This window comes from Mesorhizobium sp. INR15, from assembly GCF_015500075.1.
In the GTDB taxonomy this organism is placed as follows: Bacteria; Pseudomonadota; Alphaproteobacteria; order Rhizobiales; family Rhizobiaceae; genus Mesorhizobium.
Window position 1 is genome coordinate 4,807,805 of sequence record NZ_CP045496.1, and the last position, 23,991, is coordinate 4,831,795.

Annotated in this window: 29 protein-coding genes; 13 read left to right on the forward strand and 16 right to left on the reverse strand. The window is 60.9% G+C overall.

The genetic code is table 11. The features are described 5' to 3' along the window. The first annotated feature begins 267 nt into the window (after nucleotides 1-267). The gene (locus GA829_RS23390; RefSeq protein WP_195179782.1) at nucleotides 268-510 is read left to right on the forward strand and encodes a YjhX family toxin; all 243 of its coding nucleotides are present in this window, start codon (nucleotides 268-270) and stop codon (nucleotides 508-510) included. A 48-nt stretch (nucleotides 511-558) separates the two neighbouring features. On the opposite strand, the gene GA829_RS23395 is transcribed toward GA829_RS23390, so the two are convergent. Both GA829_RS23395 and GA829_RS23400 read right to left on the reverse strand, forming a co-directional pair. Continuing rightward, on the reverse strand, nucleotides 559-990 hold the full coding sequence (locus GA829_RS23395) for a CBS domain-containing protein (protein WP_195174973.1): 432 nt from the start codon (nucleotides 988-990) through the stop codon (nucleotides 559-561). Nucleotides 991-1,090: 100 nt separating this feature from the next. Beyond that, nucleotides 1,091-1,837: a rhomboid family intramembrane serine protease gene (locus GA829_RS23400; protein WP_195174974.1), complete on the reverse strand. Its 747-nt coding sequence runs from the start codon at nucleotides 1,835-1,837 to the stop codon at nucleotides 1,091-1,093. A 390-nt stretch (nucleotides 1,838-2,227) separates the two neighbouring features. Between GA829_RS23400 and GA829_RS23405 the strand changes: the two genes are divergently transcribed. The 3 genes from GA829_RS23405 (at nucleotide 2,228) to GA829_RS23415 (ending at nucleotide 4,525) form a co-directional block, all read left to right on the forward strand. Continuing rightward, the gene (locus GA829_RS23405) at nucleotides 2,228-2,866 is read left to right on the forward strand and encodes a PAS domain-containing protein (protein WP_195174975.1); all 639 of its coding nucleotides are present in this window, start codon (nucleotides 2,228-2,230) and stop codon (nucleotides 2,864-2,866) included. Nucleotides 2,867-2,984: 118 nt separating this feature from the next. Next, the gene (locus tag GA829_RS23410; protein ID WP_195174976.1) at nucleotides 2,985-3,602 is read left to right on the forward strand and encodes a PilZ domain-containing protein; all 618 of its coding nucleotides are present in this window, start codon (nucleotides 2,985-2,987) and stop codon (nucleotides 3,600-3,602) included. A 314-nt stretch (nucleotides 3,603-3,916) separates the two neighbouring features. After that, nucleotides 3,917-4,525: a transglutaminase-like cysteine peptidase gene (locus GA829_RS23415; protein ID WP_195174977.1), complete on the forward strand. Its 609-nt coding sequence runs from the start codon at nucleotides 3,917-3,919 to the stop codon at nucleotides 4,523-4,525. Nucleotides 4,526-4,722: 197 nt separating this feature from the next. Here GA829_RS23415 and GA829_RS23420 read toward each other — a convergent pair whose 3' ends face one another. After that, nucleotides 4,723-5,250, reverse strand: a complete 528-nt coding sequence (locus GA829_RS23420) for a gamma carbonic anhydrase family protein (RefSeq protein ID WP_195174978.1) — start codon at nucleotides 5,248-5,250, stop codon at nucleotides 4,723-4,725. 20 nt (nucleotides 5,251-5,270) lie between these two features. Continuing rightward, nucleotides 5,271-5,612 carry a DUF6949 family protein gene (locus GA829_RS23425; protein WP_195174979.1) on the reverse strand — a complete coding sequence of 114 codons (342 nt, stop codon included), beginning with the start codon at nucleotides 5,610-5,612 and terminating at the stop codon, nucleotides 5,271-5,273. Between the two features lie 119 nt (nucleotides 5,613-5,731). Here GA829_RS23425 and GA829_RS23430 point away from each other — a divergent pair, with 119 nt between their 5' ends. Beyond that, a complete protein-coding gene (locus GA829_RS23430; protein ID WP_195174980.1) occupies nucleotides 5,732-6,463 on the forward strand; it encodes a hypothetical protein in 732 nt (243 codons plus the stop codon). Between the two features lie 68 nt (nucleotides 6,464-6,531). Here the strand turns inward: GA829_RS23430 and GA829_RS23435 are convergent, their stop codons facing one another. Together GA829_RS23435 and cysE are read right to left on the reverse strand one after the other, a co-directional pair. Beyond that, nucleotides 6,532-6,735 carry a DUF3126 family protein gene (locus GA829_RS23435; protein ID WP_195174981.1) on the reverse strand — a complete coding sequence of 68 codons (204 nt, stop codon included), beginning with the start codon at nucleotides 6,733-6,735 and terminating at the stop codon, nucleotides 6,532-6,534. Between the two features lie 152 nt (nucleotides 6,736-6,887). Further along, nucleotides 6,888-7,736, reverse strand: coding sequence for a serine O-acetyltransferase (cysE, locus tag GA829_RS23440; RefSeq protein ID WP_195174982.1), 849 nt, complete (start codon nucleotides 7,734-7,736; stop codon nucleotides 6,888-6,890). Nucleotides 7,737-7,860: 124 nt separating this feature from the next. Between cysE and GA829_RS23445 the strand changes: the two genes are divergently transcribed. Further along, nucleotides 7,861-8,463 (forward strand): HD domain-containing protein, encoded by a 603-nt coding sequence (locus GA829_RS23445; protein WP_195174983.1) that lies wholly within the window; start codon nucleotides 7,861-7,863, stop codon nucleotides 8,461-8,463. Between the two features lie 6 nt (nucleotides 8,464-8,469). Here the strand turns inward: GA829_RS23445 and GA829_RS23450 are convergent, their stop codons facing one another. The 4 genes from GA829_RS23450 to GA829_RS23465 are packed head-to-tail and all read right to left on the reverse strand — an operon-like array spanning nucleotide 8,470 to nucleotide 10,839. Beyond that, the gene (locus tag GA829_RS23450) at nucleotides 8,470-8,838 is read right to left on the reverse strand and encodes a hypothetical protein (RefSeq protein WP_195174984.1); all 369 of its coding nucleotides are present in this window, start codon (nucleotides 8,836-8,838) and stop codon (nucleotides 8,470-8,472) included. Nucleotides 8,839-8,865: 27 nt separating this feature from the next. Next, on the reverse strand, nucleotides 8,866-9,633 hold the full coding sequence (locus GA829_RS23455; protein ID WP_195174985.1) for an alpha/beta fold hydrolase: 768 nt from the start codon (nucleotides 9,631-9,633) through the stop codon (nucleotides 8,866-8,868). Nucleotides 9,634-9,653: 20 nt separating this feature from the next. Continuing rightward, on the reverse strand, nucleotides 9,654-10,217 hold the full coding sequence (locus GA829_RS23460; RefSeq protein ID WP_195174986.1) for a DUF192 domain-containing protein: 564 nt from the start codon (nucleotides 10,215-10,217) through the stop codon (nucleotides 9,654-9,656). Nucleotides 10,218-10,242: 25 nt separating this feature from the next. Continuing rightward, nucleotides 10,243-10,839 carry a cold-shock protein gene (locus GA829_RS23465; RefSeq protein WP_308462081.1) on the reverse strand — a complete coding sequence of 199 codons (597 nt, stop codon included), beginning with the start codon at nucleotides 10,837-10,839 and terminating at the stop codon, nucleotides 10,243-10,245. Nucleotides 10,840-11,068: 229 nt separating this feature from the next. On the opposite strand from GA829_RS23465, the gene gloA reads away from it, so the two are divergent. Then, the gene (gloA, locus tag GA829_RS23470) at nucleotides 11,069-11,509 is read left to right on the forward strand and encodes a lactoylglutathione lyase (protein WP_195174988.1); all 441 of its coding nucleotides are present in this window, start codon (nucleotides 11,069-11,071) and stop codon (nucleotides 11,507-11,509) included. A gap of 133 nt (nucleotides 11,510-11,642) precedes the next feature. Then, complete coding sequence (locus GA829_RS23475; protein WP_195174989.1) at nucleotides 11,643-11,936, forward strand: DUF2218 domain-containing protein; 294 nt, start codon at nucleotides 11,643-11,645, stop codon at nucleotides 11,934-11,936. A gap of 9 nt (nucleotides 11,937-11,945) precedes the next feature. Here GA829_RS23475 and GA829_RS23480 read toward each other — a convergent pair whose 3' ends face one another. Next, complete coding sequence (locus GA829_RS23480) at nucleotides 11,946-12,506, reverse strand: DUF1697 domain-containing protein (RefSeq protein WP_195174990.1); 561 nt, start codon at nucleotides 12,504-12,506, stop codon at nucleotides 11,946-11,948. After that, on the reverse strand, nucleotides 12,503-13,759 hold the full coding sequence (gene ilvA, locus GA829_RS23485; RefSeq protein ID WP_195174991.1) for a threonine ammonia-lyase IlvA: 1,257 nt from the start codon (nucleotides 13,757-13,759) through the stop codon (nucleotides 12,503-12,505). The genes GA829_RS23480 and ilvA overlap by 4 nt, the downstream gene beginning before the upstream one ends. A 210-nt stretch (nucleotides 13,760-13,969) precedes the next feature. On the opposite strand from ilvA, the gene GA829_RS23490 reads away from it, so the two are divergent. The 3 genes from GA829_RS23490 (at nucleotide 13,970) to GA829_RS23500 (ending at nucleotide 17,861) form a co-directional block, all read left to right on the forward strand. Further along, on the forward strand, nucleotides 13,970-15,373 hold the full coding sequence (locus GA829_RS23490) for a M24 family metallopeptidase (protein WP_195174992.1): 1,404 nt from the start codon (nucleotides 13,970-13,972) through the stop codon (nucleotides 15,371-15,373). Between the two features lie 84 nt (nucleotides 15,374-15,457). Beyond that, the gene (locus tag GA829_RS23495; protein WP_258051866.1) at nucleotides 15,458-16,567 is read left to right on the forward strand and encodes an alpha/beta hydrolase; all 1,110 of its coding nucleotides are present in this window, start codon (nucleotides 15,458-15,460) and stop codon (nucleotides 16,565-16,567) included. 133 nt (nucleotides 16,568-16,700) lie between these two features. Continuing rightward, nucleotides 16,701-17,861, forward strand: coding sequence for an alpha/beta hydrolase (locus GA829_RS23500; RefSeq protein ID WP_195174994.1), 1,161 nt, complete (start codon nucleotides 16,701-16,703; stop codon nucleotides 17,859-17,861). Nucleotides 17,862-17,904: 43 nt separating this feature from the next. Here the strand turns inward: GA829_RS23500 and ade are convergent, their stop codons facing one another. Both ade and GA829_RS23510 read right to left on the reverse strand, forming a co-directional pair. Further along, on the reverse strand, nucleotides 17,905-19,722 hold the full coding sequence (gene ade / locus GA829_RS23505; protein ID WP_195174995.1) for an adenine deaminase: 1,818 nt from the start codon (nucleotides 19,720-19,722) through the stop codon (nucleotides 17,905-17,907). A gap of 87 nt (nucleotides 19,723-19,809) precedes the next feature. Next, the gene (locus GA829_RS23510; RefSeq protein ID WP_195179783.1) at nucleotides 19,810-20,574 is read right to left on the reverse strand and encodes an MBL fold metallo-hydrolase; all 765 of its coding nucleotides are present in this window, start codon (nucleotides 20,572-20,574) and stop codon (nucleotides 19,810-19,812) included. 204 nt (nucleotides 20,575-20,778) lie between these two features. Between GA829_RS23510 and GA829_RS23515 the strand changes: the two genes are divergently transcribed. Together GA829_RS23515 and GA829_RS23520 are read left to right on the forward strand one after the other, a co-directional pair. After that, nucleotides 20,779-21,630 carry an alpha/beta fold hydrolase gene (locus GA829_RS23515; protein ID WP_195174996.1) on the forward strand — a complete coding sequence of 284 codons (852 nt, stop codon included), beginning with the start codon at nucleotides 20,779-20,781 and terminating at the stop codon, nucleotides 21,628-21,630. 128 nt (nucleotides 21,631-21,758) lie between these two features. Continuing rightward, on the forward strand, nucleotides 21,759-22,418 hold the full coding sequence (locus GA829_RS23520) for an outer membrane protein (protein ID WP_195174997.1): 660 nt from the start codon (nucleotides 21,759-21,761) through the stop codon (nucleotides 22,416-22,418). Here the strand turns inward: GA829_RS23520 and GA829_RS23525 are convergent. After that, nucleotides 22,406-23,170 carry an amino acid ABC transporter permease gene (locus tag GA829_RS23525; RefSeq protein WP_258051868.1) on the reverse strand — a complete coding sequence of 255 codons (765 nt, stop codon included), beginning with the start codon at nucleotides 23,168-23,170 and terminating at the stop codon, nucleotides 22,406-22,408. The two genes, GA829_RS23520 and GA829_RS23525, sit on opposite strands and share 13 nt — an antisense overlap. A gap of 20 nt (nucleotides 23,171-23,190) precedes the next feature. Beyond that, complete coding sequence (locus tag GA829_RS23530) at nucleotides 23,191-23,964, reverse strand: transporter substrate-binding domain-containing protein (protein WP_195174998.1); 774 nt, start codon at nucleotides 23,962-23,964, stop codon at nucleotides 23,191-23,193. Nucleotides 23,965-23,991: the final 27 nt, after the last annotated feature.

A 23,991-nucleotide genomic window follows, 5' to 3' on the forward strand; every position in this document is an offset into this window, starting at 1 on the left:
ATCCCTCTCCATTCCAATGGAGAGTGGATGTCCACTTACGCACAGTCCCGGTGAGGCCCTGACCTCTCGATGAGGCAGGGCAGAAAACTTGAAACCCCGTGCCGCGAGACCTCGCGGCGGCGGCATTTTCTGTTTTCCCGGGAATTCTCACATGGATATTTCGCGCAGCGCATGACCCCAAAAATCGGAATCGATTTCGGAAAGGATCATGCGCCAAATCAAAAGTGCCACAGCGTCCTTAGCGCGTCCAAGAGGACGCGCGGCGCTGTGGAACAGCGCATTCTGCACCTGCTCGCGCAGGGCGGGTACATCGAAATCGAAAAGAATGAAAAGAAGCGGATCGCCTCCGTCAAATGCCTCACCCGCGACGGCTGGCATTATCCGGGCGTCGATCTCGAACTGCTCCGAAAGCTGAAGCGGAAGAAGGCGGTTTCATCGTCGGGTGGCGGTGCCTACCGCATTACCCGGCGCGGGCTCGAGCTCGTCCGTTCAGAACTCGACAACAGATGAGGATAATTCCGCCGGCCGGTATCCGGCCGGCGGAACTCTCCCGTCGCGTCAGGCCGTTGCGATATAGGCCCTGATCTCATCGGCCTCGCGCTCGACATCCTCGATGCGGCGCTTGACGACGTCACCGATGGAGACGATGCCGTCGAGCAGGCCGTCCTTTTCCACCGGCAGATGGCGGAAGCGGCCCCGGGTCATGATCTCCATGACCTCGTTGACCGTGTGGTTTTCATTGCAGATTTTCACCTTCGGCGTCATTGCCGAGCGCACCGCGATGTCGAGTGCCGCTCCGCCTTCCTTGGCGACAACCCGCACAATGTCGCGCTCGGAAAGGATGCCGACGATCTTGCGATCGCCATTGGTGATCACCAGTGCACCGATCTTGTGTTCGGCAAGGATGCGAATGGCTTCGCTAAGCTTTTCGTTCGGCCCGAGCGTCAACACGTCATGGCCTTTTTTCTCGAGAATTGCCTTAACCGTCATGGCGTCCTCCTCTGCTTTGCTTGCCGGTTCCTGCCCTGACCGGCTTTCACATAAGAGTGAACATCGTGCGCCGTGATCGACCGCATTTCAAGTGCGGCGGTCAGCGCTCGCGGCTGTCTGTCCGCTGCCAACGCCGGTCAAACCAGTGCAAGCCGAAGAAGCCGGCGACAAAGCCGCCGATATGGGCTTCCCAGGCGATCTGGCCGGCAACCCCTGGCGCGAAGCCAACGAGGCCGGTGACGAGGTTGATCACCATCCACACAGCCAGGAATGTCATCACGCCACGCGAGCGCAGGACCATGGAGATCGGCAGCATTGGGCCGCTGAAAGCAGCCTTGCCCGACGAACGATCGGTGCGGAAGCCAAAGCGCGCCGCAGCGCCCATCATGCCGGAAATCGCGCCCGAGGCGCCAACGAGCGGCGCTTCGCCGTAGGGATGCACGGCCCAGAAAAGCACCACCGATGCCAGACCGGTGACGGCAAAGAACACCGCGAACCAGAATGTGCCGAGGCGGTTGGCCAGCGGCGAGCCAAAGGCGGCGAGCCAGACCATGTTGATGGCGAGATGGGCAAAGCCGCCATGCAGAAAGGCATAGGTGAAGGGTCGAGAAAACAGAAACCAGTCGAAGCCGTATTGGCCGGTATAGAGAACAGGAATGAAGGCTCCGTCGTATAGCACGGTCAGCTGCTGGGCTTGGGTCAGCACGTATTCCCGCAGCAGATGAACGACGACGCAGGCAACGATCACCGCCAACACCACCAGCGGCAGGTTGAACACCGGTTCACGACGCTGCTCGGGCACATCCTCGATCGGCTCGATTTCCGAGGGGCTTACCGGTTCACTCATCTGCAGTTGCACCCTGTGCGGCGATTCGGGATTTGAGCATCTAGATCACGGCCGGACCTACGGCAAATGCCGAATCGCCGCGCGCGAATCAAAAAAGAAGCCGTCCAAGGTTTCCCTTGAACGGCTGGTCGAGCCCCCTGCTCCCCTAAAATCTTAACCGAAGTGCTGCCGATCGTTGCAAAACGACCGCTTCTGGAGTGGTTTTTATGTGCCACAGGCCCGGCCCGGGCACAACGTAAACCACTTGTTAACCTTAACGGCCCCGACCCGTGAACAAGTGTTAACGACGCTGGCACGCTTCCTGCTCCGCAACGCATGTAGACCATCGGAGGGCGCCCTTCTGTTCACCGATGGGACATCAGACGACAGATTGCGCGGAGCAACCTAACCATGAACCAGAACGGATCAATCACGCTGTTCCAATATTGGAACCGCCTGCGTGATGGGCGCCCTGCCCCGAAGCGTTCGGAGGTAGAGCCTGCCGATATCAAGTCGCTGCTGGCCGACACATTCATCCTGGAACGGGACACGCGCGGACAGGCGGTGTTTCGCCTGGCCGGCACCCGGCTGTGCGCGTCTTACGGCCGCGAGCTCAAGGGGTTTTCGTTTCCCTCGCTTTGGCGCGAGAAGGACCAGCGGCTTGTCTCCCGCCTGATCCACGGCGTCTTCGAACAGAAGTCGGTGGTGCTCATCACCTATGAAGGGTTCAGCCGCAACGGGCGTTCCAACAGGTTCGAACTTCTGGCCCTGCCGCTTGACGGCGGTGTCGAAAATCCGCGTTGCCTCGGTGTCATCAGCGCCGTCGAGAAGCCTTTCTGGCTGGGCGCGGATCCGATCACCGATGCCTTGATCGACACCATCCGCATCATCGATCCGGAAAAGGAACCAATGCTCCTGAAAAGCCGACCGGCAATCGCCGTTCCGTCGCTTGTTCCTTCGGATCTCGAGGGACCCGAAACGATCTCGGCGCTCGGCAAAGCACGCCGAATCCGTCACCTCGTGGTATTTGACGGCGGGCGTGAAGAATAACCGGATTCTCGCGCCATCAGCCGCCTGCTTTTTCCCTTTGTTAACTCGCTTTGTTGTATTTCTCCTGTGAAGTTCCTCGCATCAGCGCGCAGGGATGCCAAACGGGGTGTAGTCAGTCATGAGGTCAGCGGCGGTCGACTACGCGCCGTCCCGAGCTGAAAGGCGTAACTTTCAGCGCGTCCGGGTTAAGATTTACGGACGCTTCATGCTGGAAGACCGCACCGAGCATCCGTGCCAGGTTGTCGACATGTCACCGGGCAACGTTGCGTTTCGCACCGAGCGCATCGGCATGCCGGGCGAAAAGGTCATCGCCTATATCGATCATATCGGCCGCATCGAAGGCGTGATCACCCGCACCCTGCAGGACGGCTTTGCGATGACAGTCATCGCGTCCGATCGCAAGAAGGACAAGCTCGCCGCGCAGTTGACCTGGCTTGCCAACAAGCACGAGCTTGATCTGCCGGAAGATCGCCGCCATGAACGCGTGGCCCCACGCAATCCAACCAGCGTGCTGCAGCTTACGGACGGGCGCCAGTATCAATGCCGCATCATCGATCTGTCGCTTTCAGGAGCGGCGATCGAGATCGACGTCAAGCCGGCGATCGGCATCCAGGTGATGCTCGGTACAATGCGCGGGCAGATCGTGCGTCACTTCGAGGACGGTGTTGCCGTCGAATTCGCGGTCATCCAGCGCCCCGAAACGCTCGACTCCGAGTTCAATACACCGCGCGCCTGATCATTTTAATGCAACCGAAGAGCCGGTCACTCGTGGCCGGCTTTTTTTGATGGCTAGCCCTGTTTTTGATATCTTGGGCGACGGGCGACTGACCACCCTTTCCAAGCCGTGATCTCCCGAGTCGTCAGCCCTCTCCGCGGGTCACCAACCCATGGAACAACAGCGACTTCAAGTGAGTGCCTGAACAATTTAATACTCAAATGATTCAAATTTTATGCTTATTCTACAGGCGTTTTACTTAATATCTACTTCGAGCTTTTGCGTCAAATAAATCCACCCGTGTCAATGTCTCCTCAAACGGGGAGACTACAACAATGAAGAAAACGAGGGGCAAGCTGTTGCTGGTGGCAATGGCGATGCAGCTTTCCGCCTGGGGATCAGCATATGCCGCGGGACCGGCCTATATGCATACCGGCGGCCGTACAACGCAGCCTGTTGGCCATTATGAATTCTGCCAGCGTATTCCTGGCGAATGCAGCGAAAAGACGCCCAAAGGCGCGCCGGTCGAACTGACCCGCAAACTGTGGGCGACGATTGTCAACATCAACAATTCGGTCAACACACGCATCAAGCCGCGCACCGACATGGAAAACTACGGTGTCGAGGAATATTGGGCCTATCCCGACAACGGCTATGGCGATTGCGAGGACTACGCGCTGGAAAAGCGCCGCGAGTTGATGGATGCCGGGGTTCCGGCGGGCAATCTCTTGATGACGGTTGCGCGCCAGCCGAATGGCGACGGCCACGCCGTGCTGACCGTGCGCACCAGCCTCGGGGAATTCATCCTCGACAACCTTGAAACCAAGGTCCTGTCCTGGACAGACACCGACTACACGTATCTCAAGCGCCAGTCGGACCAGAATTCCGGCGTCTGGGTGACGATCAACGACGGCCGCTCCGACGCGGTCGCCAGCGTCCGCTAAGGGCGTCAACACATGCCGCCCGGGATGCGCAAGCGTCTTGGGGTAACGGCGTGGATGAAGCAGAGGTCAGGCGCTTCGCATGAAGGCGATGCGCTTCAGGAGAAACCCGGTCGAGTCCCCACCCTCCCCGTCCCCAACGACCGGGCTTAAGGAGCCGGCCCCGTCCCCGGGCCGGCTCCGCCATTTCTGGCGGAATTTCAGACTGTTTTAAGCCCTGCCTTGAAACGCTTGCCGTTGGCGACATAGTGCGCGGCTGAGCTACGCAACCTGGCGACCGCTGCATCGTCCAGCACCCTGATTGCCTTGGCCGGCGAGCCGACGATCAGCGAATTGTCGGGAAATTCCTTGCCTTCGGTGACCAGCGCACCGGCGCCGACCAATGAGTTCTTGCCGATCCTGGCGCCGTTCAGAACGATGGCGCCCATGCCGATCAGGCTGTTGTCGCCGATCGTGCAGCCATGCAGCAGCGCGCGGTGACCGATCGTGCAGCCTTCGCCGATGGTCAGCGGAAAGTCTGGGTCGGTGTGCATGACCGTGTGTTCCTGCACATTGGTGTCAGCACCGATGACGATGGGTTCGTTGTCGCCGCGAATGACGACACCGAACCAGAAACCAGCATTGCGACCGATCCGCACATCGCCGATGAGCGTCGCATCGGGCGCGATCCAGTTGCTGCCCGCCTCCGCGAAGCTCGGTTGCTTTCCATCGATCGCATAGAGCGGCATTTTGAAGTCTCCGAATCGCCTCAGGCAGGAAAGTCGGACCCTAGAAGCCGAGACGCCCAGGACGCAATGGCGAGTACGACAACACCCAACGCCAGCGACCAGGCGATTGCCGTGCAGCAGCAAGACATCAGCGCCAGTGTCGAAATGCGGCCGGTGCGCCTGGCGTCCAAGGCGTCGTTGAAGAGCATGAAAGGCCCAGCGCAGGCCGTCGCGGCCAGCGAACGCAGGATATGCGACGGCGACACATAGGGCTCGACGAAAGCAATTTTCCGTCCCGAAATCAGTTCCATCGCCGATCCGGCCAGACCGCACACGGTCAAGCCAACCACAAAAGCGTAGGCGGTGAGTTCCAGCGGGCTCATCTTTACCTTCCGTTTACCATGAAATCGCACAGTCGTTCACAACGCACTGCAAGCATCATGCCGTGCGATGTGTGCCGCCCAAGGACACCCACGGGGGCAGGCCGAGATCGAGGACTGAGATGAAGCAGGCAGCTATCGCCGACGGCCCCGAACTTACCGTGGTCGATTCCAAGCTGATGAAGCGGGTCTTCTACGGGTTCGCGACGCTGGCGCTGCTGTCGGTGGCAATCAGCCTCGGCGGCAAGTGGTTCGGTCACTCCATCGCCATGGCCGGATACACAGACGACCCGACATTGCATAAGGTCGTCATTGGCAAGAACGTCATCGCCGTGCCGGCCAACATGATCCGTTTCAATCAGGCTAGGCGCGACGGTATCGCCTCGCGGCTCGACCTCTATCTGCGCTATCCCGAGATGGACGGTTACAGCGAGGCGGCACGCGACGATTTCAACCACACGGGGTCGAGCAAGGACATCATCTTCCTCTCGTTCGAGCCGCAGATGATGTCGCGTGATATGAGCGGCCGTTTCTCACCGATCTACAGCGCCTTGATTGTCCAGCCTGGTACGGCGGGGCCTGGCGGCACGACGGTGTATGGTTTCAACGAGAAATCAGGCTACCTGAACGAGGTGCTGGTTGTCGGCAAGCGTCCCGGCAAGGACCCATTCGTCGCCCGTTGCCTGAGCGGCCCGAGCGCGGATGAATCGCTGGCGCCCTGCGAACGTGACATTCAGGTCGGCGAGGAACTCAGCCTCACCTATCGTTTCCCGAGAGAGTTCCTGGGGGATTGGCAGCGGCTCGACGCGGCGATCGCCACCGAAGCCGCACGCGTCCTGAAAACCGGACGCTAGCAATATCAAACGAAAAGGCTGGCCGGCGCATTTCGATGCGGAACCGGCCAGCCGCCAGGATTTCTGGTTCAGGCCAGGTCGATGTCGAGGATCGCCATCGAGAAATTGTAGTCGCCGTCGTCCTCGTCCTTGAAAACAAGGCCGAGGAATTCGTCGCCGACATAGACCTCGGCCGAGTCTTCCTTGCGCGGCCGCGCCTTCACCTCGAGCTTGGGATTCTGGAAGACGCGCTTGAAATAGGCGTCCAGCTTTCTGATTTCGTCCGGCTTCAACAGTCTTCTCCGATCATCGGTCTTGCTCGTTTGAACGCGCTTCTGGCACGTCGACAATGGCGCTGTAAAGGCAAGCCCGCCGATAAGCCGAGACAATGCCCACTCCCATAGGCATCCGGAATCCGGCTGGGCGTCTCGGCAGTATAAAAAAATCAGATGTCGAAGCTGACGACCTGATCCATCGACTGCGACGGCAAAAGCTGGTCCATCTGGCGCGAGGGCTGGTCGCAGCCGGTCTCGCCAACGACCCGGGCCGGCACACCGGCAACGGTCTTGTTGTGGGGTACCGGCGACAGCACAACCGAGCCGGCCGCGATCTTCGAGCAATGGCCGATCTCGATGTTGCCGAGGATCTTGGCGCCGGCGCCGATCAGCACACCATAGCGAATCTTCGGGTGACGGTCGCCGCCGGCCTTGCCGGTGCCGCCCAGCGTCACGCCATGCAATATCGAGACGTCGTCCTCGATCACCGCCGTCTCGCCGACGACAAGGCCGGTGGCATGGTCGATGAAGATGCCCTTGCCGATGCGGGCAGCCGGATTGATGTCGGTCTGGAAGACCGAGGATGAACGGCTCTGCAGATAGAGCGCAAAGTCCTTACGGCCCTGGTTCCACAGCCAATGCGCCAGCCGATGGGTCTGGATCGCGTGAAAGCCCTTGAAATAGAGCACCGGCATGATGAAGCGGTCGCAGGCCGGATCGCGGTCGTAATAGGCCTGGATGTCGACGCGCACGGTCGTCGACCAGTCCTTGTCATCGGCCAGCATCGACTTGAAGGTCTGGCGAATGAGGTCGGAGCCAATGTCCTGATGGGCAAGCCGCTCAGCAATGCGGTGGATGACCGCCTCTTCCAGGCTCTCCTGGTTGAGAATGGTCGAATACAGGAAAGCAGCCAACAAAGGGTCGCGGTTGACGGCGTCCATCGCCTCATCACGGATCGAGCGCCAGATCGGGTCGACCGGCTGCAATGCGCTGTGTCGGGAAATGCTGATGCTGTTCATCGACGTCGTCCTGCCGGCTTGCCTAGTGTCTGGCCGCACCTATAAGCCAGATCCTAGCACGATTGAACTCAATTTTCCTTAGTGCAGTGTCAAATGGATTTGGTTCGCGGGAATTCAAGCAGCCATGGAAAACGAACCCTTGATCGATGATGCGCTGAAAAGAGGCCTTTCCGGGCTCTATGAGGCGGACGACCGCCACTATCACGGCATGGCCCATATCGAGGCGATGCTGGCGCTGGCTGGCGACTACCGGGCATCACTGCACGACGCCGGCGCCGTCGAAGCGGCGATCTGGTTTCATGACGCGATCTATGACAGCCGGGCCAAGGACAATGAGGCGCGGAGCGCGGAACTGGCACGGAAAAAGCTCTCAGGCCGCGCTGACCCGGAGCGCCTAGACCGCATCACGGCGATGATCGTCGCCACCGCAACGCATGAATTGCCAAGTCTCGACGATGCCAGATCCGCGCGGGACGCCGCTCTCTTCCTCGATATGGACCTGTCGATCCTGGGTGCGACGCCGGCCCTGTTCGATGCCTACGAGCGGGCCGTGCGTCTTGAATATCAGTGGGTGGAGGAGCCGATGTGGCGCGCGGGACGCGGCGAGGTTCTGAAGAATTTTCTCGGCCGGCGGCATATCTTTCATACCGAGGAGTTCCGTCAGCGCTTCGAACCGCGGGCCAGGTTGAACATGGCGCGATCGCTGGAGGCCATTACGACAAGCTGACGGCAATCAGGTGAAGGCGCCTATTGTCGAAGCCATGGCGGCCAGGATACCCAGCCCTGCCATCACCGACAGCCCGTTGAGAATGATCCCGAGAAGGCCAAGCGAGCGGCTGTCGTTTGAGCGCGCCAGCGCCATGATGCCGAAGACCACGCCGGTAACATGCGCCAGTGGCGCCGCCAGCAGAAACACCGCCATGAAGAAACCCGTGGCGATGTTCTGGACAAGCTGTGAAGCATCACTCGGCATCGCCACGAGGATGGTTATGGCAATCGCCCCGGCCGCAAACGCGGACAGCGCCAGTATGACGGAACGTTTACCGAGCCTGCCTTGCACGACGACGCTCGGCGCGTCGGCGGTTCTTCCCCATTGTCCCACTTTTTTGCGCCCCCGCTTGCTTACCGCTCAAAGCGGATTGTCGGCATAGAACTCCAGCACCCGCTGCTTGAATGTCTTGTCCCCGACGGCAAGCATATGATCGCGGCCTTCGATATGAAAGGCCGTGGCATTCGGCATCAGCGCGGCCAGTTCATCCGGCGAGCCGCCAATGTCATCCGTCGTTCCGACAGCGACCAATGTCGGTTGGGCGATATGCGTGATCTGATCCTCGGTCAGCAACTCCCTCGATGTCGCGATGCAGGCGGCGAGAGCCCGCCGATCGCTGCGCGTCTGGTCTGCGAAAGCGCGGAACGAACGGCCGCGAGGATGGCTGGTTGCACCGGGATCATCGGCAAGCAAGGCTTCTGCGATCGGATCCCAGTCGCCGACGCCGTCAATCATGCCGATGCCAAGACCGCCGAAGACCAGCGTTGCGACCTTGTCGGGATCGGACAGCGCCAGGAAGGCCGCGATGCGCGCACCCATCGAATAGCCCATGACATGGGCCCGTTCGATGCCGAGATGGTTCAGCAGCGCAGCGCCATCCGAGGCCATCCTGGCCGGTGTGTAGTCGGCCTCGTCATAACTCTTCGACGACGATCCATGGCCGCGATTGTCGAAGGCGATGGCGCGGTAGCCGGCGTCGTTCAGCGTCTTGAACCAGCCGGGCGACACCCAGTTGACATAATGGCTCGAGGCAAAGCCGTGGATCATCAGCACCGGATCGCCTTGTCCTGATGCCGGCTGGCGGTCAAGGAAGGCGAGGTCGAAGCCGTCATGGGCGAAAAACTGCATGGGCCAGGCGTCCTCGGCGTTCAGTCGGACTCGACACTGGGCGTATCGCCCTTGTCCGCCGGCGGCATGCCGGGACCAGATGCGGTGCCGATGGCGGGATGACGCAAAAGATCGCCGTTCTCGATGCCATCCCTGGCCGCGGTGCCCGCCTTGAGTTCCAGCACGAAGCGAACCGGCTCTCCTGGCGAGATGACCGCCTCGGATTGTGGCTCTCCTTGCTTGATCGCGCGGATTTTGCCGTCCTGACCAACGAAGATCAGGTCGAGAGGCATCGGCGTGTTCTTCATCCAGAAGTTGACCTCGCGCGTCGCCTCGAACACGAACAGCATGCCGTGATTGTCGGTCATCTGTTCGCGGAACATCAGGCCCGCCTCGCGCTCCGCTTCGTTGTCGGCGACTTCAATCGAGAAAGAGCGATCGCCGCTTTTGGTCACCGCGACAAGCGGAGCGGGATCGACAGGCAGGACCATCGCCCGGCTGTCGGCCGCACTTGGTGTCTGCGAATAGAAGTAAGCGCCTGAAGCGACGATGACGGCCATCACGGCGCAGATTGCGCCCGCCGTCAGCCTGTTCCTGTGAGCCATCCAAAATCCTCGACCGGAAATCGTCCTAGTGCGAAACCGGCAAGGTGCCCATATCGGGGTGAATTTCGGCAGCCATAAGGCCTTTGTCGCCGCGTCCGAAACGAACCAGCACAACCTGCCCAGGGCGAAGCTCGGTGATGCCGTAGCGGCGCAACGTTTCCATGTGGACGAAAATGTCCTCGGTGCCCTCGCCTCGGGTCAGGAAACCAAAACCCTTGGTGCGGTTGAACCACTTCACCAGCGCGCGTTCGAGACCGCTTTCAGGCGTCACCGAAACATGGGTTCGCTGTTCCTGCATCTCGGCCGGATGGATCGCCGTGGTGACATCCATCGATAGCACGCGGAAGGCCTGCAGTCCGCGATCGCCGTGCTTGACGAGGCAAACAACCCGGGCACCTTCCAGAGCAGTCTGGAAGCCATCCCTTCGAAGACATGTCACATGGAGGAGAATGTCGCCGGAACTGCCGTCATCCGGAAGGATGAAACCATAGCCCTTGGCCACATCGAACCATTTGATGGCGCCTGCGACTTCGACCAGATCAGCGGCATCGCCACCTTCGTCGCGCGGCAAGGCGTCGCCAAGGATCCCGTCCCGCCCCATAAAAGAGGCCTTTTCCCCCATAAGAATGCCCCCTTTTTTTCAAGAACACCGCAACTGATTCTTGACACCAGATTAACACCGCGGCTTCCGGTCTGTGCAAGACCTGCCGTGCCTTTTTTCACGGTTCAATACAGGAATACCGGATTTGTTATTTGCCGGCGCCCACCAGGCGCATGCGTTGTCCTGACGATTGCCCTTTGGCCGGCCCGCCCCTATGTTGCGCCGCATCACAACATCTCGAGGAAATCACATGCGCTATCTGCATACCATGGTCCGCGTCGCCGATGTCGATGCCTCGCTCGATTTCTACTGCGGCAAGCTTGGCCTCAAGGAGGTACGGCGCTACGAGAACGAGCAAGGACGCTTCACGTTGATCTTCCTCGCCGCCTCCGAAGATGAGCAGAGCGGCATCGCCGACAAGGCGCCGCTGGTCGAGTTGACCTACAATTGGGACCCGGAAGACTACAAGGGCGGGCGGAATTTCGGCCATCTCGCCTATGAGGTCGACGATATCTACGCCACCTGCCAGCAGTTGATGGACAAGGGCGTCACCATCAACCGGCCACCCCGCGATGGCAACATGGCCTTCATCAAGTCACCGGACGGCATCTCGATCGAGCTCCTGCAGAAAGGCCCGGCCAAGGCGAAGGCCGAACCCTGGGCATCGATGGCCAATACCGGCAGTTGGTAACCGCCAAGCTTCGCCGGACCAGATGGCCGGCGGCTGGCGTTTGGCACGACAATGCCTATCTATGCCGATGTAATGCCGGCCTGACGGCTGGCGCTTTCATGCGAATGGGCGGTTGCCCACGGAGAACTCACTTATGCCGACCAGCCGTGCCGACGTCGCCACCGAACATGCGAGCCGCTATCTGCAGCAGCTCTGCAAACACTGGGCACACAAGTTTCCCGTTGAATTTGATCCGAACCATGGCGTCATCGACCTGTCGATGGGCCGCACGGTGATGGACGCGGACGCGGCGACGCTCCACATCACGGTGACCACGGAAGACGCCGGTTCGATCGGCCGCCTGGAAGAAGTCGTGGCCGACCACATCAAGCGCTTCGCCTTCCGCGAGGAATTGACCTTCAACTGGGCCCAGGCGCCCGCGGCCTAAGCCTCGGGCTCAGCCACCGCCTGCCTTCGCAGCCATCTCCAGCAACGCCTGCACCGTGCGCCAGTTACGCGCGGTGCCCGGTACCTTGAGCACGCGCGGGATGAGATTGGCGAACTTCGATTCACCAAGCCCTTCCGGTGCGTGCAGGTAAAGCACATCGCGCTTGATCTGGAACGCTTCGGGACCGACGCATTTCTCGGTGAGTTGTGCCGTCTCTTCGGCGGTCGGCTCGCGCTCCAGCACATAGGCGTGGAGCTTCTTCGGTTCGCCAGCGATTTCCGGATAGGGATTTTCCTTCGCCAACCGCTCGAACCAGTCGGCATCCCGCACCATGATGCGCGAATAGAAACCCCATTTTTTCTCGAAAGCCGCCTCGATCTCTTTCGTCAGTTCGGGCGCATCACCCGTCCGCGCCCTGAACACGGCGTTGCCGCTCTGCACATAAGTGGCGACATCGGTAAAGCCGAGCGTCTCGAAAAACGCCCGCAGCTCCGCCATCTTGACGATGCGGTTGCCACCGACATTGATGCCGGAAAACAGCGCGACGAATACCTTGCCCTTCGGGCTCATATGATGAAGCCCGCCAATGTCTCGTTGTCGGTAATGTCCTGATACTGGACGCCCTCGGCTTCGAAATTCGCCTTCAGCAGGTCGAAGTTGCGGCGGTCCTTGGTTTCGATGCCGATCAGCACCGAACCAAAATTACGCGCTGACTTCTTCAGATATTCGAAGCGGGCGATGTCGTCGTCCGGGCCCAGCATGTCGAGGAAGTCGCGCAGCGCGCCTGGCCGTTGCGGGAAGCGGATGATGAAGTATTTCTTCAGCCCTTCGAAGCGCAGCGCTCTCTCCTTCACATCCGGCAGCCGTTCGAAGTCGAAATTGCCGCCGGAGACCACGGCGACGATGGTCTTGCCCCTGATATCCTTCTTCGAGAAATCCTTCAGCGCATCGATCGTCAGCGCACCCGCCGGTTCCAGCACGACACCCTCGATATTCAGCATCTCGATCATGGTCGCGCAAAGCCGGTTCTCGGGGATCAGCCGCACCGTGTCTGCAGCAAACTCCTTGAGGTGTCGCAAAGGCTCGCGGCCGATCTCGGCCACCGCAGCGCCATCGACGAAATTGTCGACCTTGGCCAGCTTGAGCCGTTTCCCGGCGCCAAGGCTTTCGCGAAGGCTTGGCGCCCCCGCCGGCTCGCAGAACACGAAACGTGTTTCACGGCCCTGATCGGCGAAATAGTGCGTAACGCCGGCGGCCAGGCCGCCGCCGCCAACCGGCAGCATGATGATGTCGGGCATGCGCGCGCCGGGCATCTGGTCTGATATCTCGTAAGCCACGGTCGCCTGGCCCTCGATGATATCCTTGTGGTCGAAGGGCGGCACCATATGGGCACCAGCCGTTTCGGTGAATTCGAAAGCGGCGCGGTAGCAGTCGTCGAAAAAGTCGCCAACCAGCCTGATCTCGACGAATTCACCGCCAAACAGCCGCGTCTTGTCGATCTTCTGTTGCGGCGTCGTCACCGGCATGAACACCACGCCCTTCTTGCCGAAGTGGCGACAGACGAAAGCAAAGCCCTGGGCATGATTGCCGGCGGAGGCGCAGACGAAAAGTTCGGCCTCGTTGCCGGCGGCAAGCGCCTTGCGGAAGAAGTTGAAGGCGCCCCTGATCTTGTAGGAGCGCACCGGCGACAGATCCTCACGCTTTAACAGAATGCGCGCACCGGTCTTCTTCGACAGGTAGTCGTTTTCCTGCAACGGTGTTTCCGGGAATATCTGGCGGATCGCGGCCGTGGCCGTGGCGACGCGTGTGGAGAAACTGTTCATCTGGAAATCACCTGACAGGGCATGACTTTGACAAAGCCTGTATCATTGATTGGGCCCGTCAGCGCTTGTTTGTTAGGAGCCTGGTTCGCCGCGGGTGTTCGGTCTCCGCCTATTGCATGTCTGGCTCGACGACGCCATTGTCCAGCCAGCCATGCACCCCGGTGACGGGGAATTCGCGGAATCCTTGCAAGCACTTGGAGGCGTTTGTTCATGCCTGTCGCTTCGGTTGACCTGAAATCGATGAGCTTGCCACATTTTGGCGAGCCGACCGTAATGCCGTTGCTGGCCCGCGCCGCTTACGAAACGCGCATCGAGACGCTGTTGCTGCGAGGCGCGAAAGCTGGCTTCGATGTATTCGCCGTCTATGGCGACCGCGAACACGCGGCCAATGTCGCCTATCTCTCGGGCTATGACCCTCGTTTCGAGGAAACACTGCTGGTCATCGTTCCGGGCCGCCAGCCAAAACTTCTCGTTGGCAATGAGGGCTGGGGCTATGCCGAGATTTGCGCGGGGCCCTATGAGCGTATCCTCTACCAGACGTTCTCGCTGCCGGCGCAGCCGCGTGACCGCTCGCAAGCGCTCCTGGATATTCTTGCCGACTGCGGCCTGAGGGCCGGCCAACGGATCGGCGCCATCGGCTGGAAGCCGTTTGGACCGGGCGATGCCGGTTTTGGCGAGACGGCATTGGACCTGCCCTCCTTCATCGCGGACACATTGCGGGCGCTTGCCGGCGACAAAGGCGCGGTGGTCAATGCAGCCAATCTCCTGATGAACCCCACCGACGGCCTGCGCGCCATCAACGAAGCCGACCAGTTGGCCTCGTTCGAATTCGCGGCCACCTTCACCTCACAGGGGTTGCGCAATGTCTTGCAAGACATCGAACCCGGCATGACAGAATTGCAGGCGGCACGGCTGATGGGCATGAACGGCCTGCCGCTTGGCTGCCATCCGATGCTGTCGGCGGGAAAGCGGGCCGCCTATGGCTTGCCCAGCCCGCGCCTCGACATCATCAAGCGCGGCGATCCGGTGACCATGGCCTACGGCATCCACGGTGCACTCAATGCTCGCGCCGGGTTCCTGGTCGAAGCGGCATCCGAGCTCCCGCAAGCCATTGGCGACTATGTCGAAAGGCTGGTCGCTCCCTACTTCGCCGCCGTTGTCGACTGGTATGAGACGATCGGCATCGGCGTCACGGGCGGTGCCTTATGGAAGGCGGTGCATGACCGGATCGGCGATCCGTTCTTTGGTGTCACGCTCAATCCCGGCCACCTCGTCCATATCGACGAATGGATGCATTCACCGGTGTTTTCCGGCTCGGACATCAAGCTCAGATCGGGGATGGCGCTGCAGGTCGACATCATTCCAGCGACCGGCACCGACTACTTCACCAGCAACATCGAGGACGGTATCGCATTGGCCGACGAACCGCTGCGTCACGAGATCGCGGCACTTTACCCGGAAGCCTGGAGCCGCATCGAGGCACGCCGCGCTTTCATGACGGACGTGCTCGGAATTCGCCTCAGGCCGGAAGTGCTGCCCTTCTCCAACATTCCAGCATTTCTTCCCTCATTTTGGCTTTCGCGCAACAGTGCGATGGCTGTCGCACGGCGCTGACCACATTTCGGCTGGACACGACTTAGTTCCGCCGCACTCTCCCTGTCCGGGAGGTGTCGCGGGGGTGGCTAGGCCTTTTTGGCGATGGATGGGCCTTTAGGCCGGAGTGGAATTTCAGACGTGCCTTTGAAGAAGATTTTTACAGTCGTCCTCGCCTTGCTCGTCGCCGGTTGTGCGGGCCCGCAAACCCAGGAACTGCTCGGCAGCGCCGTCGTCGCGACACCGGTCACGGAGATTGCCGGCAACCACAGCATCTTCATCGCCACGACGCGCAAGAAATCCGACGATCCCAACAAGGTTTTCGACGGTGAGCGTTCGGCCACGCTGAACTACGCGCGCGTCAATGTTACCGTTCCAGGGCTTCACAAGACGGGCCAGATCGAGCGGCGATCGCGCGGCAAGTCCGATGACCCGTCCAAGTATTTCATGGCCTCGGAGGTTGTCGGCTACGACACCCAGCCGAAGTTCTCCAGTGCGCTCAACGCGGACATCGCGGCGCGCGGCGGCCGCGTCATGGTTTTCGTGCACGGCTACAACACCGGATTCGACGACGCGGTCTACCGCGTTACCCAGATCGTCCATGATTCAGGCTATCCAGGCACCCCCGTCCTGTTCTCATGGGCATCGGGCGCCCGCACGACCGATTATGTCTACGACAAGGAAAGCGCCAGCGTTGCCCGCGATCAGCTGGAAGTGACGTTGAGGATGCTGGCACAGTCGGGCGCAAGGCGCATCGACATCGTCGCGCATTCGCTCGGAACCTGGGTTACCATGGAGACGCTGCGCCAGCTCGCCATCACCGGCGACCGCGATCTCGGCGGCAAGCTTGGCGACGTGGTGCTGGCTTCGCCCGACATCGACGTCGACGTGTTCAAGAGCCAGATGCGCCGTTACGGCAAGCCCGACAAACCCTTCATCCTGCTACTGTCCGACGACGATCGGGCGCTGAGGCTGTCCGGCCTGATCGCAGGCTCCCGGCCCCGCGTCGGCGATTACAAGGACGCCGCCGACCTCGCCTCTTACGGCGTCACGGTTGTCGACCTCTCCAAGGTCAAGGGATCGGACAGTTTCAACCACACGAAATTCGCAGACAATCCCGCCCTGGTGAAGATGATCGGCCAGCGGCTGCGTGAAGATGACGGCTTTGCCAGCGACCGCGACGTGACCGACCGCATCAACCTGCTCGGGCAGTAGGGGTGCGGTCCGTCGCCAGGCCTTGTTCAGGATTGCCGCACCATCGGCTCAGTTTGAACTGGACCGGGCTGAGCTCTGCCTCTATCCAGATAGGCAAGGGCGCGACGCGTTTGACGCGCCCACAGGAGCCTGTGTGACCGTGCGTTCGAACACTTTGCTTGTCGCTGCCATCGCGCTGCTGGTCGCAGGCTGCGCCGGGCAGAATACGCATGATCTCCTCAGCAAGACGACGATCACCGCGCCGGCTTCGGACATCGCGGCCACGCACCAGATCTTTGTCGCCACCACGCGCCAGAAGGCGACAAAAGATCCGCGACAGGTGTTCGATGGCGATCGCTCGCTGACCACCAGCTACGCCCGCGTCGACGTCACCGTTCCGAAAAGCCATCAGGTCGGCGCCATCGAGCGCGCCAAAGGCTCAGCCAACAGCAATCCGGCCAAGGACTTCACGGCAAAGGACGTCGCCTTCTATGACGGCGCGCCACAATTCGCCAAGGCGGTGGGCGCGGATATCGCCATGCGTGGCGACCGCGCGCTGGTCTTCGTGCACGGCTTCAACAATGGTTTTGATGACGGCATTTATCGCCTGACCCAGATCGCCCACGACACCAAATATCCCGGCACGCCGGTGCTGTTCTCCTGGGCTTCCAGTGCCAAGACGACCGGGTACCTCTACGACAGGGATAGCGCCACGGCGGCGCGCGACGACCTTGAGGCGACGTTGCGGATGCTGGCCAAGACCAAGGTCAAAAGCATCGACATCATCGCCCATTCGATGGGAAACTGGTTGACGATGGAAGCGCTGCGCCAGCTTGCCATCACGGGCGACCGGGATCTCGGTGGCAAGCTCGGCTATGTCATCCTCGCGTCACCGGATATCGATGTCGATGTGTTCAAGAAGCAGATGATCCGCTACGGCAAGCCGACCAAGCCTTTCGCCATCCTGCTTTCGGGCGACGATCGCGCCCTGAAACTCTCGTCGTTCATTTCGGGCGACAAGCCGCGCGTCGGAGACTATGGCAACGCCGCCGACCTGGCCAGCTATGGTGTATCGGTCGTCGATCTGACCAAGACCAAGGGCGGCGACCAGTTGAACCACGCCAAGTTCGCCGACAACCCGTTCCTGGTGCAATTGCTTGGCGATCGGTTGCGCGCGCCGGCCGGCCTGGCATCGGATGAGGACACGCAGCCGATCGAAAATCTCGGCCAGGGACTCGGCAAGGCCGTCGGCTCAGTGGCGGAGATCGTCATCACCACGCCGTTCAAGGTGCTGACCATCGCTACCGGCGGATGAGCGAGGAAGACGCCCAGACCGCGACTAGACGCACTTCGAGATTCTAGACGAACAGATCGACCTTCTGGAACGTCGTCACGTCGATCAGGCCGACATCGGAAATCCTGAGCTCGGGGATGACGACCAATGCCAGCAGCGAGTGCTGCATGTAGGCATTGTTCAGCGAACAGCCCATCTTGCGCATCGCCTCCGTGAGTTTCTCGGCCTTGGCGGCAACGATCTCCGCGCGCTCGTCCGACATCAGCCCGGCAATCGGCATTTCGACCAGTGCCAGTTCCTTGCCCTTGGAGAAGAGCACGACACCGCCGCCGACCTCGCCCAGCCGGTTTACCGCCAGCGCCATGTCTTCCTTGTTGGTGCCGACGCAGATGATGTGGTGGGCGTCATGCGCCACGCTGGATGCCATGGCACAGTCGCCGATATAGCCGAAGCCCGAGACGAAGGCATTGGTGACACCGCCTGTACCCCGGTGTCGTTCAACAAGCGCGATCTGGCAGACATCGTTGCGGCGATCCATGGCGACCAGTCCGTCCTCGACAGGCAGATCGGCCTCCAGCGCTCTTGTCGGCGCCTGATTTTCGATCACACCGATAACCCGGACCCGCACCTCATTGGCGCCTTTGGGCGCGGCAATGTCGAAGTCGACGGCCTTGAGCTTCTTGCCGAGCTTGACCGTATTCTTGGCGGTCTTCGGATAGTCATAGGCAGCAATATCGATCTCTAGCTTGCCACCCTTGGCCAGCCTGGCGCCGCGCGCATAGACCTCGTCGATGGTCATTTCGGCCAGGTCCGACACGATCAGGACATCGGCGAGCCGGCCCGGCGCGATTGAGCCGATCTCGCGTTCCAGCTTGAAGTGTTGGGCGGTGTTGATCGTTGCCATCTGGATTGCGGTGACCGGCTTCAGCCCTTGCTGAATGGCATGGCGCACCACGCGGTCCATATGGCCCTCATGGACCAGCGTGCCGGAATGACTATCGTCGGTGCACAGGATGAAGTTGCGCGGGTCGATGCCGCTTTCCGTCACCGCCTTGATCTGCGTGGCGACGTCGTACCAGGCAGAGCCGAGCCGCAGCATCGCCTTCATGCCCTGGCGCACGCGCGCGATAGCATCCTCGGCGCGCGTGCCTTCATGGTCGTCTTCCGGTCCGCCGGCGACGTAGCCGTGGAATGGCAGGCCGAGATCGCGCGAGGCATAGTGCCCACCGACGGTCTTGCCGGATTTCACCGTGGCGGCGATCTCGCCAGACATGACCGGATCGTTCGCGGCAACGCCAGGGAAATTCATGACCTCGCCGAGCCCGATGATGTTTTCCCAGGTCATCGCCTCGGTGACGTCGGCGACGGTCAGTTCCGCGCCAGCATGTTCGAGCCCCGGCGCCGAGGGCACGCAGGACGGCATCTGCACATGCACGTTGATCGGCATGGCAACGGCTTCATCATGCATCAGCCGGACACCCGGCAGGCCCAGCACATTGGCGATCTCGTGGGGATCGATGAACATCGAGGTAGTGCCATGCGGAATGACCGCGCGGCAGAACTCGGTCACCGTCACCATGCCGCTCTCGACATGCATATGCGCGTCACACAGGCCAGGCACCAGATAACGCCCGCCGGCATCGACCACCTTGGTGCCCTGTCCGATGGCGTGACTGGCATTTGGCCCGCAATAGGCGAAGCGGCCGCCGGCAATGGCGATATCGGTGCCCGCGATGATTTCACCGGAATGAACGTTCACCCAGCGGCCGTTGCGGATGACGAGATCGGCGGGCTTGCGGCCCATGGCGACATCGACGAGATGCGTCGCCATCTCCGTCCAGGGTTTGGGTTTGGCGGCGCTTTCGGCTTTGGCGGTCGGCATTGGGCGATTCCTTCGGTTGCGGTCAGTGTCGCAAATGTCGGCGCGTGTAGCCAGAGGCGCGGGTCGGCGTGGTTGGCTGAAACGACCTCACAACGCCAGGTCGACGGCGACGCCGCGGTCCAGCAACGTCAAGCGCTCCGCGATGCCGAGCGCCTTGAAGGAAAGGGCAAGCTCGGTCTGCGTCTCGGTGAAGTGCTGCCAACCCTCATTGTGGATCGCGACGATCCGCGCCTGGGGGAAGGCATTGGCGGCCTCGATTGCGTCGTTGCTGTCCATGGTCATGTGAAAGGCACCGCGTGGCCGCGCCGAACCGGTGAACAGGATTGCCACCTTGATGTCGAAACGCCGCGCCACCTCGGCAACACCGTCGAACCAGACCGTGTCGCCGGAGACATAGACGCTGGGACCGTCATCCCCATCGAGCGATATGACGAACCCGACAACATCGCCACTGATCGGTTCGATGCCATGCGGACCATGCCGTGCAGGTGTGGCGGTGATGCGCAGACGTCGACCGCCATGCCCCGCGACATCCACGCCTTGCCAGGGAGCCAAACCTTCCGCCGAACCGCCCAGCCGGCTGGCCCCCACTTCCGTCGTCAGCACGCGACCGGCGCGCGGCAGGAAAGCGCGGCCTGAAAGATCAAGGTTGTCCAGGTGCTGGTCATGACTGAGCAAGACCACGTCGATCGGCGGCAGGTCGTCGGCACCGATGGCCGGACCCGACTGCTTGACCAGGCGCACGGCGCCCGCCTCATAGGCTTGGGGTACATCGAAGGTCGGATCCGTCAGAAAGCGAATTCCGGCGATCTCGATCAGCGCGGTCGGGCCGCCGATCAAGGTGATTGTCATGCCGTCAGGCCCCGTTGCGTCCACGATGAATATCCCTTTCACTGGCCACCCGCCGGGACTGATATCGGTGCGAGCGAATGAATAGCCAAGGGCCAGTTCTGCGGCAGCGATTGGTGATGCGCGCCAGACAGTGGCCGCCTGAGGTCGTTGACTTGGTGTCTGCAAAAGGTGTGGATTGCCCATCTGAACCGCGAGAGGGAAAGCATGACCCGTTTCTGGAAAGCGCTCGCCTTGGCCACCCTGTTCCTGGTCTCCGCTGGCTCGGCATACGCGGAAGAGCGCTGGCTAACCCTGCCCGAGCCGGCGGCCATGCCCAAACCCGATCAGACCGGCTACGCGCCCGTCAACGGTATCCAGATGTATTATGCCGTCTTCGGCGCGGGCGATCCGGTCCTGTTCATCCACGGCGGCCTCGGCCATGGGGATATCTGGGCCAGCCAGGTGGCGGCACTGTCCAAGACCCACAAGGTGATCATCGCCGACAGCCGGGGGCACGGCCGCTCAACACGCACCGATCAGCCCTTTGGCTACGATTTGATGGCTTCGGACTATCTGGCGCTGCTGGACTACCTCAAGATCGGCAAGACGGCACTTGTTGGCTGGAGTGACGGCGGCATCATCGGCATCGACATCGCACTGCATCACCCTGAGCGGCTGACCAGGCTGTATGCGCAGGCCGCCAACGTCACAACCGACGGTGTCGACCCCGGCGTTCTCGCCAACAAGACCTTCGGCGCCTATATCGAGCGCTCCGGCCGCGATTACAAAAAGCTGTCGAAGACGCCCGACCAGTATGATGCCTTCGTCGGGCAAATCAGCCAGATGTGGGCAAGCCAGCCGAACTGGAGCAAGGAAGACCTTTCAAAGATCACCACGCCGACGGCGATCGTCGCAGGCGATCATGACGAGGCGATCAAACGCGAACACACCGACTATATGGCTGCTTCCATCCCCGGTGCGAAGGAGATCATCCTGCCCAATGTCAGCCATTTCGCCGCACTTCAGGCACCCGACGAGTACAGTCAGTCGGTGCTTGGTTTCATCGACGCCAAGTAGAGTCAGCGCCCTTTTTTTAAACCACGTCAGATGATTGGAAATCGGCCCGGTCGAAATCTGATTCCGTTTTGATGCAAATCGGGTTAGTGTCCGCACAGGAGTTTTTGAATCGGCGTTCGAGGAGATCGATGCGTCGCCTGGTGGTCGCAACTGCCGGTTTTCTTGCCGCTCTGGCCGTGCCTGCTTTCGCAGCCGACCCTGCGGCCACTCTTCCTATGACCGCACCCGGCTTCGATTGGACAGGCTACTATGCCGGCCTCCAGGCTGGATATGGCTGGGGCCAATCTGAAATTACCGGATTTGACGGCGGCCCATTCTCGGTCTCGCCTGATCTCAGCGGCGGCTTCATTGGCGGCCACGTCGCAGGCCTATGGCAGTTCGATCAAGCCGTGATCGGCGGCGAAGCCGATCTCAATTACGCCCGCATTGACGGCAACGCCGACCTGGGTGTCGGCAACCCGCTGGGTACCAAGATCAACTGGTTCGGGTCGGTCAACGCCAAGGCCGGCTTCTCCATGGACCGCATGCTGGTCTATGGCATTGGCGGCATTGCCTTTGCGGGAATCGAAACGTCGCAAGCTCCGAGTCTCGCGGAGACAAAGACGAGTGTCGGCTGGACCATTGGGGCCGGCGTCGATTACGCGCTGACCGACAAGTTCGTCGTCGGCGCCCAGTATCGCTACTATGATTTCGGCTCGGAGCATTTCGACACTCCGGACCCGTTTGTCGACCGCGATCAGAACGTGAAGCTGAACACCGTTGGCGTGAACCTGAGCTACAAGTTCTGATCAATTGCGTGTGCCGGCCCTGGCTGGCGCGCTGAAGCGGTTCGACTGGACTCCCTGCCCTGCTTGTTGCTTCGCGAATATGGAGCCGACATCCGCTTCTCAATCCGCGCTTGAGCGAGCGTGAGGATGGAGACCATCGCTAGGTAATAGAGGAAGGCGCAGGCATACCATTCGGTGAACCGGAAGCTCGCCGATATGGACAAGGACGTCGTCGTCATCAGTTCCCGGAGCGAAATCGTGTATGCGAGCGATGTCGATTTCAGCAGCGATATGAATTCATTCATCAGGGACGGCAAGGCGATGCGCATCGCCTGGGGCAGGACGATCAGGCGGAAGGCCTGGAATCTGTTAAGACCCAATGCCGCGGCCGCCTCTCTCTGACCAGTGCCCAGGGACGCAAGTGCCGCCCGCATGATCTCGGCGTTGTAAGCCACGCCGACCATGGTCATTCCAATGTACGCAGCCAGAAATGGCGTGAACCAGGTCGAGCGGAACATTGGAAAAAGCTGTGGCAAGCCGTTCCATATGAACAGCAGCACCAGGATCATCGGCGCACTTCTGAACAGCCAGACATAGACCGCCAGTGCCCAGCGCACGAGACGACGCTTCGAACTCAAGCCAATCGCCACGGGCAGACACAGTACAAAGGCGGTTGCCTGGACGCAGATCGAAAGGACAATCGTGATCAGGGCGCCTTGGATCAGGGCGGGACTGACGAGAGCCTGAAGGAAAATGGTCGGATCAAACAGCACGTCGGCCCGGCGCTCCGTGCTTACGAGTCAAAGTCGACGTCGAAGCCCGACTTGGGAAAATTGTATTTCCCGGCTATCGCTTCAAACGTCCCCTGCTGACTGAGGGTCTTCAACGCCGACCTTAGCAACTCCAGGTCTTTCGGCGATTTTTGAATGTAGATGCCGAACTTGAATTCGGATGGGAAGGTGTAGACGACCTTGATCTGGCCACCTGTTTGCTTGATGCGAACGCCGGCTTCAGCCGCTTCGGTCAGTGTCGCGTCGGCGCGCCCGATTATGACCTGCTGGGTCGCGGCGACTTGCGATTCATAGGTCTGGAAGGTCACAGGTGCCTTGCCATCCGCCTTGAATTTCTTGTTCAGCTCATCAGGTGTGTCCGCGTAGGACGTGCCTGCCTCGATGGCCAGCGACTTGCCGCTGAGATCTTCGGGGGTCTTGATCGTATCGTTCCCGGCAGCGGCGACGATCACGGTCGATGATTTCAGATAGGGAGCCCCGTCGTATGACTGACGGCGCTTGTCGCTCAAGTAAATACCGCTGATCACCAGCGAACAGCGGCCCGCCTGCAGCGAAGGCAGGAGCCCGTCGAATCCCGAGACCACGAATGTAATGTCGGCGCCCCAAAGCTTGGCGAGCGCGTCGGCGACATCGATATCCACGCCTACCGGCCGTGCATCGGTCGGCTTGTCCATATAGGTGAACGGCGGAAAGCCGGCGGTGGTGCATACGGTGATATGGCCGTCCTTTACGAACGACGGCGCAGCAGGTTGAGCATAAGCGGCTTGGCTGAACAATGCTGCGCCAAGCGCTGAAGCGATGTG